Here is a 15,982-nt window from a genome sequence, read left to right as displayed (position 1 = left end):
TGGTTTCAATGAAAGGCAAGCAACAACAAGATTTTAGAGTAGAAAAGTACATCCGTTATGGGATTCGTAAATATAGTTTTGGAGCAGCATCTGTAGCGATTGCGGCTGGTTTGATGTTCCTTGGAAATGGAGCAGTATCTGCCAATGAAGCAGCGGTTAATGGGACTACTCCAGATTCATCAGTAGTGGCATCTAATCCAGAAAATGATGGAACTTCAGCCAAACCAGCAACTTCAGTAGCTGAAAAAGAAGTAAAGGAAGAGGAGTCTAAAAAGGTAGATACTCCAGTTCAAAAAGAAGCTGAAGTTAAGCAAGCAGCAGAAGAAAAAACAGTAGAGGCTCCTAAAGCAACTGCTGAAAAAGCTGCTGAAAAGGTTGCTGCTAATAAAACGGCGCTCCATGAAGCGATTTCAAGCTTAGAAAACCGTATCGCTGCAGCTAAAAATGCAGATGCAAGTGCTATCTCTGCAGCAAAGGAAGTTTTAGCGACTGCAAAATCAGTTTTTGCCAACCCAACAGCTGAACAAGCAGAAGTAGATAGCCAAACAGAAGCTCTCAAGGCTTTAGTGACAGTTCTTGTAGAATCAAACGCTGCTGAAACTGCCAAGAAAGAAGAAGCAGCTAATCAAAAACAAGAAACTCCAGCGGTAGATACTAAGGTTTTGAGCCAAGTTGCATCTGAAGCAGAAGTTACCAGTCAATTAGCTTATTCAGAAATGGACAAAAAGGACCTTGCGTCTGAGGGTAAAGCTGCTATCGAAGCTGCAGTTGCTAAAAACCAAGCTGTCCTAGCAGAAACGAACAAATTGTTGGCAGATAAGAGCTTGACAAAAGAACAAGTGGATGCTCAGTTGAACCGTTTGAACGAGTCAATTCAGGCAGTCTATGATGAATTGAAACGTAATGGTATTGGCCGTGATGGAAAATTCGCTGTAGCTCTTTCAGCTAACGAAGGATACACAGCTGCTTCTACAGAACTAAGAAAAGAAAATGGTGAATTTCTTGGATCTACAGGTAAATCTTACAAAGTATTAGACAATAACAATAACTATAAAGTTTATGTTCATGGATATCAATCTGAGAACACTGATGTACCTGCGGCTAATAGTGGACAAGCAGGGATAAGTGGTCGTACTGATATTCCTTTATCAAAAACAGAAGCTCAGAAACTTGGACGTGAAGCAGAATTATGGAAAGGTAAAATTCGTGCTACAGGAAAAGCTAATGGGAAATCACCATGGGGTGCAGGAGGTGCTTATGAGTATCTAGCTACAGAAATCTATGGTTATACTTATGAACAAGGAAATCACTATGTATATCTTAAAGATGTAAAAAAACGTTTTAGTTTATCACCAGAGGCAACTGCTGCAGGATACACAATTTCAAAAATTGAAGCGAGTAACTTACCGCCAGGATTAGCTTATAATGCAACTACAGATACTGTAGAAGGATATGTAGCATCTAATCTTCAAAATGGTGTATATGACATGCGTTATGTCCTAACTGTAGAGAAAGATGGAGCTACTCAGCAAGTTACTTTCAGAGACTTAACAGCTGGATGGGTAGGATGGCAAGATTCATCTGCACCAGTTATTCAAGGAAAATCAAAATTAGTAACAATAGGCGATCAAGTTGATCATAATATCAAATATGTTGATAACGATGGAATGAGTCGTGATGAAAGAACTGGTTATGTATACAGAAGTAATGGAGAAAAAGTTGTTGCTGGTTCAAAAACTGCTCCTGGAGGCACGAGCGGAGCAACCTTTACTGCAGTTGATGGATCTAAAGTAAATACCGAGAACGGACCACAAACAGTCACAGCGCATACTGCCTTAAACGGTAATTATACAGGAACCAAAACTTCGATAAATGATGTTGTACCAGGATTAAATTACGATCCAAAAACTGGAGATATCACTGGAACAGCAAGTGAAGCTGGTATTTTCACAGCGGCTGTTTATGCAAAAGACTATAACAATAAAACCAATGCGAGAAATATGGATTGGAATATGTATGGTCAAGAAGCTCATGAAAACATTACTATTGCTGTAGCACCAAAAATTACAGTATCTAACGTAGAAGCATATGCTACAAAAGTACCAGTAACTGTTTCAAATGGAGCTAACACAGCAGAAATTACAATGCCTGATGGTACTGTAACTAAATTAGCAGTTAAGGATGGAAACTGGACAGTAGCAGCTGGAACAACAAATACTGCTGTAAATGAAGGAGATGTACTAGGAGCAGCTTCTACAACAGCACCTTCAAAATTCAATATTCCGGTAACATCTGATGCTACACAATACGTAGGTGTAGATAGCATCGCAGCAAAAGCCACAACTGATAAGGTTAAAGCAAACATCCAACGTGAATTTGCGATGGTAACTGATGCAGCAGGTACTACACTTAAAGCAGAATTTAACCGTGCAACAGGTAAATATTCGTTACCTACTGAAAAAGCTTATGAATTAAAAGACAATGGTAATGGCACATCAACTCTTATTGAACGTCGTGTTTATACAGATGCTCAAGCAAATGGTGATGTTAAGTTCGTTGTTTATGAATTTGAACGTACATGGAATGCAACATCTTCAGCGTCAACATTAGTGGACAAGATTGCTGAAATCCGTAAAAATGGTGAGGTAACTGCAGTAGGTAATGTTACACGTACAGAGACTCTAGTTAAAAAAGATAACACATCTTCAGAACAAGGAATGGTAGTTACAGTAAGCTATGACTCAGTAACAAACCAATGGACATCTTCTGACGGTACAAAAGTAACAGCTAAACAATCAAATGCTGGTTGGGAAATTGAAACAGCATCAGGATTTAAAGGGTATGTAGCATACCGTGAAGCAAGCTCAACAGACGTAGCATCAATTCAAAATGCTAAACCAACGGGGACTTCAACAAGTTATTCAGAAGCAAAAGATGCTTCAGTAGATTTACTAAAATCAGAAAAAGCTAACGTTGATTTCACAGATACAATCGATGATAAAACATCAGCAACAGATTCTGATACTATTAAAACAAAAGTAACGGTAACAGCTCCAGATGGAAGCCAAAAAGTATTTGATGCGGCGAAAGCTGAAGAAACAGCTTATATTCAAGCACAACGTACAGCGGCAGCTAAAACTCAAGCGGCAGCAACGGCTGTAAAAGAACAACAAGAATCACAAAACGAATTAGCACGTCTTCAAGAACTATTAGATCGTTCAACAAGAACGGTAGAAGATGCTCAAGCAGCATTAGATAACTTGAAATTACGTACAATTTCTCCAACAGCTCAAGAATTAGCAGAAAGAAAACTTGCGCATGTCAAAGAGTTTAAAGCATCTATAGAAGCGCAATTAGCAACAGCTCAAGCAAATCTTGCAGCAAAAAATACAGAAGTAGAGTCAACACGTACGGCGGCTTTAGAAGCTGAAAAAGCGGTAGAAACAGCGCGTGAAGCATTGAAAACAGCTGCTGCAGCAAATCTAGCAAACCCAGAAATCGCAGCATATACATTAGGTCAATATGGAAGCTATAAAGTTACAGTAAGAGCAGTAGACTCAAACGGTGTTGTAACGACTCCAACTGTAGGTGGAACAGATTCAGGTGAAGTAACTGAGGATGCAGTAGCAGAAACAACTTACTACATCGTTGTACCGAAACCAGAAATTTCAGGTGGTGCCCAAGATACGCCTCAAAGCGACACCATGGAAAAAGGATTCAAAACTGGTCTTCCTGAAAATTCTACTGTATCTGACTACAAACTAGTAGATCCAACAACAGGAGAGAAAAAATCTTCTGTAACGACAGATGAAGGAACTTATACCGTAGATCCAACAACAGGAAAAGTAACATTCACGCCAACTCAAGGATATGTAGGGACTGCTAAACCATTAACAGTAGCAGCTAATGTAACTATCCCAGGAGAAGATGGTAACCCTGTAACAGTAGAAGCATCAACTACATACACACCAACAGTTTATGGTGTTAAAGGTAATGCTGATAAGACTAAAGATGTACAAGGAGCAGTCCAAACTTCTAAACCAGGAATCGAAAGATTCTCTAAACTAAACACTCCAGAAAATACACCAGATGGTACAAATGTTGATTTAACTAAAGCTAAGTACTCATTAGAAGGTGCTGACAATGAAGGAAAAGTTGTTGTGCCAAATGAAGGAACTTATACAATCGATCCATCAACAGGAGTAGTAACATTTACTCCACTTCCAACGTTCACAGGAACAGCCCAAGGTGTAGATGTAAAAGTAACAGCTAATGCAACTGATAAAGAAGGAGCTACTGTAGAAGTAACAGCAACAGGAAAATACACTCCAGTAGTTGAACCAGCAACTCCAACTGCAGAAGCAGCAACATCAACAGATGTACAAGGTGCAACTCAAGAGCAACCTGTAACATTCAACGATTCGAAAACAACAATCGATGGTGTTGAGAAAAAAGTACCAATCGATCCAACAACATACACATTATTAGATGAAAATGGTAACCCAGCTACAGAAGTACCAGCTAAAGACGCTACAGGAAAAGTAGTAGGTACTTACACTGTTAAGAATGTAGATGGAAAAGCAGTTGCAGTGTTTACACCATCTGATAAAACATATGTAGGTAAAGTAGAACCAGTAACAGTTCAAGCGAAAGATAAAAACGGAACACCTGTAACAACTACTTATACACCGAACATTACACCTGTAACACCAACAGGAACACCGACAACTTCTGAAGGAATCCAAGGTTCACCTCAAGATGGAACTCCAACATTTACACAAGGTAACCCAGTGGCTCCAATTAAAATTGATGAGACACAACCTGCTAAATTAGTAGATCCAACAACAGGTAAACCAACAGATGAACCAACAATTCCAGCTAAAGATGCAACAGGAAAACAAGTTGGTACATACACAATTGATCCAACAACAGGAAAAGTAACCTTCACACCGAATAAAGACTTCGTAGGTACACCAGTACCAGCAACAGTAGAAGTAAAAGATGCGAATGGAACACCAGCAACCGCGACTTATACACCAACTGTTAAACCAGTGACTCCAATCGGTAAAGTGGCATTCACAGAAGATATTCAAGGTGCAACTCAAAGCGGTAAACCAGCCTTTGAAGGTGGTAAAACAACTGTTAATGGTAAAGAAGAAACTGTACCAATGGACGACACTGTACCTGCAACATTTGAAGACGGTTCAACTACAAAAGTAGTACCAAACGAAGGTACTTACACAGTAGCTCCAGATGGCACAGTAACATTCGTACCAGAGAAAACATTCTCAGGTAAAGGTACGACTCTAACAGTTATCCGTAAAGACAAAAACGGAACACCAGCTCGTGGAGAATACACAGCAGTCGTTCATCCAGTAACACCTACAGGATGGGATGTCATCTCTGCAGATATCCAAGGTCAAGAACAACATGGTAAACCTAAGTTCAAAGGTGGAACAGTAGAAATCGGTGGAGAAGAGAAAACTGTAGAAATCGATGAAAATGTAGCACCAGTCGTACTTGACCCAGCTACCAAACAACCAGTAGCAGTTGGAACTCCAATTAAAGTTGACGGAGAAGGGGAATATACTCTTCAACCAGACGGAACAGTGAAATTCGTTCCTGAGAAAACATTCGTTGGGGAAGCTAAAGGGGTAATCGTTCAACGTGTTGATAAACTTGGACAACCAGCTATTGGTAAATACCGTCCAATCGTTATCGGAGCTAAACCAAAAGCACAACCAGCTACATCACAAGATGTTCAAGGTCAAGTTCAAAAACAACCTGTTACATTCATCGATAGTGTGGTAGATAAAACGACTGTACCTGATATCGATCACCCAGATGTAAAAGTAGCAGAACAAAAAACTGTACCGATTGATCCAGCAACGTATACATTATTAGATGAAAATGGACAACCAGCTACGAAAGTTCCTGCCAAAGATCCAGAAGGAAATGTAATCGGGGAATACACTCTTGAAGTAGTAGACGGTAAAGCTGTCGGAGTATTAACACCGAATGCAACCTACTACGGTAAAGTACAACCAGTAAAAGTTCGTGCTGCAGATACAAATGGTATTACAGTAGAAACTACTTACACACCATACATCACACCGGTAACACCAACAGCGACTCCAGTTACTTCAGAAGGAATCCAAGGTAAGTCACAAGAAGGTACACCAACATTCAAAGAAGGTGACAAAAAAGTACCTATTAACTTAGAAAAAGCACCAAAACTAGTAGATCCAACAACAGGAAAACCAACAGAAGAAAAATCTGTAAAAGTACCGAACGAAGGAACTTACGAAATTGATGAAAATGGTAAAGTAACCTTTACCCCAGAACCAAACTTCACTGGTGAAGCTAAAGGAATTGAAGTTCAACGTGAAGATAAAAACGGTACACCAGTAAATGGTAAATACACTCCATTCGTTAAACCAGTAACACCAAAAGGTGACGATAAAGGTACTGAAGATGTTCAAGGTGCACCACAAAAATCAACACCAACATTCACAGGTGGTAAAACTACTGTTAACGGTAAAGAAGAAACAGTCGAAATTGATACTACAAAACCAGCTAAATTGGTAGATCCAACAACAGGTAAACCAACAGATGCAACAACTGTAAAAGTACCGAACGAAGGAACATACACAATTGATCCGAATAGTGGGGAAGTAACATTTACCCCAGAACCACAATTCAAAGGTAAAACTTCAGGAATTAAAGTTCAACGTGTTGATAAAAATGGAACACCAGCAACAGCGACTTATACACCAACTGTAGTACCAGTAACACCAACAGGTGAAGAAAAAACTACTGTAGGTATCCAAGGAGCAACGCAAAAAGCAACTCCAAACTTCACACCAGGTAAAACAACTGTTAATGGAGTAGAAAAAACTGTAGAAATCGATGAAACTAAACCAGCGAAATTCGTAGATCCAGAAACTGGTCAACCAACAGATAAAACTACTATTAAAGTACCGAACGAAGGAACATACACAATCAATCCGAACTCTGGAGAAGTAACATTCACACCAGAACCAAACTTCACAGGACGCGGAACAGGTGTAACAGTTCAACGTGTTGATAAAAACGGAACACCAGCTGAATCAACATACACACCAACAGTAGTAGGAGTAACACCAAAAGGTAAAGAAGCTAAATCTAAAGACCTACAAGGTGAAACTCAAACAGGAAAACCAACCTTCACAGGTGGAAAAACAACTGTAAATGGTAAAGAAGAAACTGTACCAATGGACGACACTGTACCAGCAACATTCGAAGATGGTTCAACTACAAAAGTAGTACCAAACGAAGGTACTTACACTGTAGAACCTGATGGAACTGTAACATTTGTACCAGAACCAAAATTCACAGGTGTAGCAACAGGTGTAACTGTTAAACGTGTTGACAAAAATGGAACACCAGTAACAGCCAAATACACGCCAACTGTAATTCCAGTATCACCATCTGGGGAAGATGTAACATCAGTTGGACCTAAGAACACACCTCAAGAAGGCACACCAATCTTCAAAGGTGGATCAGAAACTGTGAATGGTAAGAAGAAAACAGTAGAAATCGATAACGATGTACCAGCGACATTCGAAGACGGTTCAACTAAAAAAGTCGTACTAGGAGAAGGAACTTACACTGTTGATAAAGATGGAAAAGTAACATTCACTCCGGAAAAAGACTTCGTAGGTGTAACGAAAGGTGTAACTGTTAAACGTGTTGATAAAAATGGAACACCAGTAACGGCGAAATACACGCCAACAGTTCTAGGAGTAACATCAACGAAAGATGTAGAATCTGAAGGACCAAAAGGTAAACCTCAATCAAATACTCCAGTATTCGAAGGAGACATCGACAAAGATGTACCACCAACATTTGAAGATGGAAAAACTACAAAAGTAGTACCAGGTCAAGGAACTTACACTATCGATCCGAACGGAAAAGTAACGTTCACTCCAGAACCAGAATTTGTTGGAACAGCAAACAGCGTAACAGTTGTAAGAAAAGATAAAAATGGTAAAACAATTTCTGCATCTTACACACCAACTGTTCGTCCAGAAACTATCTTCAGAGATAAAGAAGGCAAAGAAATTCCAGGATACCCAAGTGAAGATGGAACAACTCCTAACAAAGAAATTCCAGGATATAGATTTGTAGAAACTGTAACAGATAACGATGGAAATACAACACACATCTACGAAAAAGTTAAAACTTCATTCAAAGATAAAGAAGGAAAAGAAATTCCAAATTATCCAACGGAAGAAGGAGAACAACCTAAGAAGGATATCCCAGGCTACCGCTTCGTAGAGACTAAGAAACTTCCAAATGGCGATGTAGAACACGTTTATGAGAAAGTTTCAACACCACTTATTCCTCAAACAGAGCCAGGCAAGCAAAACACAACTACTTGGACTGATGAGAATGGAAATCCATTGAAACCAACGGAACCAGGTTCTAAAGAACCAGGAACCATTCCAGGTTACGAATATGTGAAGACTGTGACAGATCCAAATGGAAATATCAGACATATCTTCAAGAAAGTTGAGATGCCAACTCCAAGACCAGTTGAACCAAGTCAACCAGTTCAGCCAGTTTCTCCACAAGAGCCAACAAGCCCTGAGAAACCAGTAGCTCCAGACATGCCAGTAGTACCTGAGCAGCCAAAACAACCAGCAACACCTAAATATGTTGAAGGTCAAAAAGAGTTGCCAAATACTGGTACAGAAGACAATGCTAGCCTTGCAGCACTTGGACTTCTCGGAGTCTTGAGTGGATTTGGTCTTGTATCTCGCAAGAAGAAAGAAGATTAAGCTAACTAATTTGTAATTAGTTAATCTAATCCACATCAAATAGAAAACCGATGATTTATTTCATCGGTTTTTTAGCTCTTTGCGAATATTAAATACGAATTTTCAACAGCTAAATCAGAAATTCTAAATGAATTTAGCTGAGATTGGCATTCAATATACTTTTAAATATCAAAATACATATGATAAAAGATTTATAAAAAAAATCAAACGGATTTAATTAATAAATATACAAAAAATAATATATACAGAAATGAATTTTAATCCAAAGCAATATACATTTATACATAGAAAGCGAATTCAAGAATATGTTGAAATGTCAAAAAATAGTAGAAAAAGTTAAAAAATGTAGATTTTTTTATATAATTCAGACAATTTTCACTACTTTTTAGAGAATGACATAGATAAAAATTGAAATTTTCATGTTATTTTCAAGCAAATAAATTGAATATTGCTAGATAGTGTGATAGAATGAATATACATGTTTCGGAAGAAAAGTAGTATATGGAGAAATTCCTTTGTTTGTGAATGAAATGAAGGGATTTTAATTTTTACTATATCTATAAACATGATATAAAACAAAAGGAGGTTGTTAGTCTCAATGAAAGGCAAACAACAACAAGATTTTAGAACAGAAAAGTACATTCGTTACGGTATTCGTAAATATAGCTTTGGAGCAGCGTCAGTAGCTATTGCAGCTGGTTTGATGTTCCTTGGAAATGGTGCAGTATCAGCGACGGAAGTACAACCAACTGAAACAGCTATCTCAACAGTTGCTCCTAGTCAAGATGATAAGGAACAGCCTGAGGCTAAAGTTGAAACAGTTGAAACAGTAGAAACTGCAAAACCAGAAACTGAAAAAGCTACAGAAGTGAAACCTGAAGTTAAAGTAGCAAATAAAGCTGCACTTGAAGCTAAAGTTGCTGCTTTAGAATCAAAACTTTCTAACGCTAAATACGCAGACGCTTCAGTAGTAAGTTCAGCTAAGGACGTATTGGCAACAGCTAAAGCAACTCTTGCAAAAGCAGAAGTTAGTCAAGTAGAAGTAGACAAACAAGTTGAAACTGTTGTAGCTTTGAGTACAGTAGTGGCTGAGTCTGATGCGGCTGGCTTAGAAAAGAAAGAAGCAGCTGATAAGGAAGCAGCAAAAGCTGAAGCAGAAAAAACTGCTACTCCAGCTGAAAAGGCTCTTTCAGTAGCAACAACAACTCTTACACAAGTATCATCAGAAGCTGAAGTGACAAACAAATTGGCTGAGACTGAACTTGCTAAGGCTGACGTCAAAGAAGAAAATAAAGCGGCAGTTACAGCAGCAGTTGCTAAAAACCAAGCAGTTCTAACTGAAACTAAAGCTCTTCTTGCTGATAAAAGTGTCACAAAAGAGCAAGTAGATGCACAATTGGAACGCCTTAACGAATCAATCCTTGCAGTTTACAATGAATTGAAAAACGCTGGGATCAAACGTGACGGTAAGTTCTCATATGTCTTAGCTGATGTTGCTGAGACTGTGACAGAGCCACCACTTTCAGAAGATGAGCAAATCAATCACTGGAAGAAGTACGCAGATAAAAATACAGAGCGTTTGACTAAACAAATTAAATGGTTTGATATCAATAACAGTAAAGCAACTGTAGAAAATCTTGGTGCAGGGGATACTCTTCAAGTAGGAACTAAATTCACACAAGAAATCTCACCAGGATATGTTGTAACCTTAACAGTTACTAAATTGGCACCATTTAACTCAACGGATGAGTACAAAAAACGTGGTGGAGCAGGATATGATGCCAATGCTATTAATGAGTACAAAGATGGAACTCCAGCTGAATTAAAAGTAGTAACGCAAGGAGGATATTCTGTTGCTAAAACAAACGGAATGGATACTAAAGGTAAAACAGTTATCCAATCTGTTAAAGATGGAGCTAACGTAGGGGTGGAATTCTCTGTTAAATCTACTTTAAACGGGAAAGAAGTTCCTTCGAACGTTGTATTCTTAACAGGGGAAGAAGCTGGTTCGTCAGAAGTTGAAATCTACAAAACAGATGGAGATGGATTTGAATTAGTAACTGAATTATCAAACACAACACCAAGATATAGTACTGCTCGTTCTTATACTGCAGAAACTTATGAATACAGAACATTGCCTTCTGCCGGACATGGGCAAGATGGTTATCGTAAACAATATGGGGTAGAATATACTCTTGAAGGTTCAGGGAAGCAAGCCTTTGAAAAATTCAAAGCAGATAAAGCAGCAGGATTTTTCAATACGACTGTGACATCAGATACTGTTATTGCGATGAAAGCAGAAGATGGTAAATACCATACAGATGGATTAGGAACACAAGTTTTTGGACCGGTCTCAACTCACCGTGATTCAGGTTTCTCTACTCCATTGGTAATGACGCGTAATGCTAAAAACATTGGTATGTACATCTTTTCTGCAGGGCAACAAGGATCTATGCTTGGATTTATGGTCCTTGATGAAGGGGATGCTCCTGCTTCATACGGACGTGTAGCTCACTCTATTTCTAAATCTGATGGACAAAAACAACCATACCTAGGATCTGTTCCAGCTGACGTTGACGTACGTACAACTCCAATTAACAAAACAAATGCTTTTGTATACGATGATATCAATGGTATCGGTGATGCAGATGAAGGTGCTCGTCAATTAATGGGTGACGAAGTAGCTCCAAACGATAACTACAAGCTTAAAAAAGTTAATGATGGAACTTACTCAATGACCTTTGATGCCCACCTAGATGGAGAAGCTAAAGCTTATGTTAACGGTTGGATCGACTTCAATGGAAATGGTAAATTCGATGAAGGTGAAGCTGCAGGTGTTACTGAAGTAACACAAGATGGAAAAGTTACACTAACTTGGACTAATAATTACCAAAACGTAGACACAACTGCTACTAAATTAGCTACTCGTTTACGTATTGCATACGATAAAGCTGACGTTAAGGAATCTACTGGTATTGCCTACTCAGGTGAGGTAGAAGACTTCCAAATTCAGCAAACAGTCCCACCTCGTGGAACTAAGAGAGAAACAACTGATGTTCAAGGTGCAACTCAAACATCTACTGTAGCATTTAACGCATACGGTCAAAAGAACTATGATTTTGATAAAGACAATGCTATTGATACGACAGTTAAATCACAAATCGTTAAACCAGACGGAACATTAGTAACAGATGCTGACCTAGTAGATGGATACTATGTAGTACCAGGTCAAGGTAAATACAAGATTACTGATAACGGTGCAAATGTAGATGTAGAATTTATCCCAGAAGCAAACTTTGTAGGTACAGCAGATGGAATCTCAATCCGTCGTACAGACGTTAATGGTAACACTACTGGTTGGGGTAATGAAGGACGTCAAATCGTTGGCGGCGAAGGAGATGCTAAAGACCAACTAGAACTAGTAAGTGAACAAGTTCAATTAGCTGGACTTGCTGCTAAAGGTTCTATGGATGGTCGTTACATTCCAACAGTAACTCCAAAAGAAATCAAAGGAACACCTGAAGAATCAACAGATATCCAAGGTAAACCACAAACGAAAACACCTAAATTCTCAATCGACGTAGATAAAGATGGTGATGGAACTGCACCAGATGCAGTAACACCAAGTGCACAATACCCAGCTAAATTGGTAGATCCAGCAACTGGACAACCAACAGATGAGAAAACTGTAACTGTAAAAGGTGAAGGAACTTACACAATCAATCCAGAAACTGGAGCGGTAACCTTCACACCAGAACCACAATTTACAGGAACTGCTAAAGGCATTGATGTATCATTAACAGCACCAGTAGGTCAAGACAAAAATGGTCAACCTGCAACAGCTACTGCTACTGCTAAGTACACACCAACTGTAACAGGTGTAACCCCAACAGCAGCACCATCTACTTCAACTGGTGTTCAAGGTGAAATTCAAAAAGGAACACCAACATTTACAGAAGGAAATACAGAAGTACCAATTAAAGAAAACTCTGTAAAACTTCTTAATGCAGATGGAACAGAAGCAAATGGACCAGTAGATGCTTTAGATGAAAAAGGTAAAAAGGTTGGTGAATACACTGTTGACCCAGCGACAGGAGAAGTAACCTTCAAACCAACAGACAAATCTTACACTGGTAAAGTACAACCAGCTAAAGTTCAAGCTGAAGATAAGAATGGAACAAAAGTTTCTACAACTTACACACCATCTATCGTAGGTGTAACACCAACAGCAACTCCAGATGAATCAGCAGGAGTACAAGGTGAAACACAAGAAGGAACAGTGTCATTTGCACCAGGTGAAACAACAATTGGTGGTGAGAAGAAATCAGTTCCAATCAAAGCAAACTCAGCTAAATTGTTGAATGCAGAAGGAACAGAAGCAAATGGGCCAGTCAATGCATTAGATGAGAATGGTAAAAAGGTTGGTGAATACACAATTGATCCAGCTACTAACAAAGTAACCTTCACACCAACTGATAAGACTTATGTTGGTAAAGTTCAACCAGCTAAAGTTCAAGCTGAAGACGAAAATGGAACAAAAGTTTCGACAACTTATACCCCAACAATTGTAGGAGTAACTCCAACATCTACGCCAGCTACAACAACAGATGTACAAGGTAAAACTCAAGAAAGCACAGTTTCATTTGAAGCTGGTAAGACAACGATTGACGGTAAAGAGAAATCTGTAAAAATCGATCCAGATACTTACACACTTCTAGATGAAGATGGAAAACCAGCTAAAGAGGTACCAGCTAAAGATCCAGAAGGAAACGTAATTGGTAAATATACTCTTAAAACTGTAGATGGAAAAGCTGTTGCAGTATTCGAGCCAACAGATAAAACATATTCAGGAGATGTACAACCAGTACGCGTTCAAGCTAAAGATAAAAATGGAACAGCTGTAGAAACAACTTACACACCGAAGATTACTCCTGTAACACCAACAGCAGAAGCAGCTAAATCAGAAGCTATCCAAGGTGACACTCAAAAAGGAACACCTTCATTCGTTCCTGGAGACAACATTGCTCCAATTAAAGAGAATTCATACAAACTTCTAGATAAAGAAGGAAATGAAGTTCCAGCAGGACAAACAACTCCAGCTTATGCTGAAGACGGAGTAACGCCAGTAGGTACTTACTCAATCGATCCAGCAACAGGAGAAGTAACCTTCACACCAACAGATAAATCATACACTGGTAAAGTAACACCAGCTAATGTTCAAGCAGAAGACACAAATGGAACTAAAGTTTCAACAACTTATACTCCATCGATCATTCCTGCACAACCAGAAGCAGAACCTGCTAAAACTGTTGATGTTCAAGGTGCAACTCAAACTGGTAAACCAGAATTCCAAGGCGGAATAGCTATGGTTAACGGTGAAGAGAAAACTGTAGAAATGGACGATACAGTACCAGCTAAATTGGTAGATCCTAAGACTGGAGATAAAGTAGATTCATTAACTGTTGAAGGCGAAGGAACATACACAGTAGCTCCAGACGGCACAGTAACCTTCAAGCCAGAACCAAAATTCACAGGTGTAGCTAAAGGTGTTGAAGTAGTTCGTCAAGATAAGAACGGAACTCCAGCTAAAGCAACCTACACACCAGAAGTTAAACCAGTAACACCAACAGGAACAGGCGCTGTAACAGAAGATGTTCAAGGTTCAACTCAAACAGGTAAACCTGAATTCAAGGGTGGAACAGTAACAATCGATGGTAAAGAGAAAACTGTTGAAATCAATGAAGATAAACCAGCTAAATTGGTTGATCCAAAAACAGGAAATCCAGTTGATTCAGTAACCATCGAAGGCGAAGGAACATACACAGTAGCTCCTGACGGAACAGTTACCTTTACACCAGCGAAGAACTTCACAGGTAAGGGAACTGGTGTCACAGTTCAACGCGAAGATAAGAACGGCACACCAGTAACAGCTAAGTACACACCAGTTGTAAAACCAGCAACACCAACAAGTTCAGATGTTATCACTACAAATGTTCAAGGTGCAATTCAAGAAGGAACACCAACATTTGAAGGTGGAAAAGTAACTGTAAACGGTAAAGAAAAAACTGTTGAAATCGATGAAACTGTAAAACCAACATTTGACGATGGCACAACTGAGAAGAAAGTACCAGGCGAAGGAACTTACACAATCGACGAGAACGGTAAAGTAACCTTCACACCAGAGAAAACATTCACTGGTCAAGCAACAGGTGTAACAGTTAAACGTGTTGACAAAAATGGAACACCAATCACAGCTAAGTACACTCCAGTAGTCGTTCCAGTAACTCCAACCTCAAAAGATTCTGAATCAGAAGGTCCTAAAGGACAAACTCAATCAGGAACACCAACATTTGAAGGTGGTAAAGTTACAATCAACGGTAAGGAAGTTCCAGTTGAAATCGATGAAACTGTTAAACCAACATTTGACGATGGCACAACTGAGAAGAAAGTACCAGGTGAAGGAACATACACTATCGATGAAAACGGTAAAGTAACCTTCACACCAGAACCTGACTTCGTAGGAAAAGCTAAAGGTGTAACAGTTAAACGTGTAGATAAGAACGGTACACCAGTAACAGCTAAGTACACTCCAACAGTACATCCAGATACTTCACATGTTGATAAAGACGGTAACCCTCTTTCACCAACAGAAGACGGAACTAAACCATCTAAAGATATCCCAGGATATAAAGTAGTTAAAACTGAAATCGACGAAAAAGGAAATACAAAACATATCTATGAAAAAGTGACAACAACTCACAAAGATAAAGATGGTAATGTAATTCCAGGAACAACTACTGAGGAAGGTACAACTCCTAAGAAAGATATTCCAGGTTACCGCTTCGTAGAGACTAAGAAACTTCCAAACGGCGATACAGAGCACATTTATGAGAAAGTTAAGACAAGTCACAAGGATAAAGACGGAAACGAAATTCCAAACTATCCAACAGAAGACGGCGAACAACCTAAGAAAGATATTCCAGGTTACCGCTTCGTAGAGACTAAGAAACTTCCAAATGGCGATATCGAACACGTTTATGAGAAAGTTAAGACAAGTCACAAGGATAAAGACGGAAACGAAATTCCAAACTATCCAACAGAAGACGGCGAACAACCTAAGAAAGATATCCCAGGTTACCGCTTCGTAGAGACTAAGAAAC

The 15,982-nt window shown here is 39.1% G+C and carries 2 protein-coding genes; both read left to right on the top strand.

All coding sequences use genetic code 11. From position 1 onward, the window contains the following. The first annotated feature begins 8 nt into the window (after positions 1-8). On the top strand, positions 9-8,822 hold the full coding sequence (locus M1G05_RS05125; RefSeq protein WP_247953258.1) for a YSIRK-type signal peptide-containing protein: 8,814 nt from the start codon (positions 9-11) through the stop codon (positions 8,820-8,822). A gap of 598 nt (positions 8,823-9,420) precedes the next feature. Beyond that, positions 9,421-15,982: Ig-like domain-containing protein (locus M1G05_RS05120; protein ID WP_247953257.1), on the top strand; the 6,562-nt coding region annotated here is incomplete at its 3' end.

The sequence above is a fragment of the Streptococcus mitis genome (assembly GCF_023109515.1).
In the GTDB taxonomy this organism is placed as follows: Bacteria; Bacillota; Bacilli; order Lactobacillales; family Streptococcaceae; genus Streptococcus; species Streptococcus mitis_CS.
Note: the sequence above shows the minus strand (reverse complement) of the source record. Positions and strands in the feature narration are given on the sequence as shown.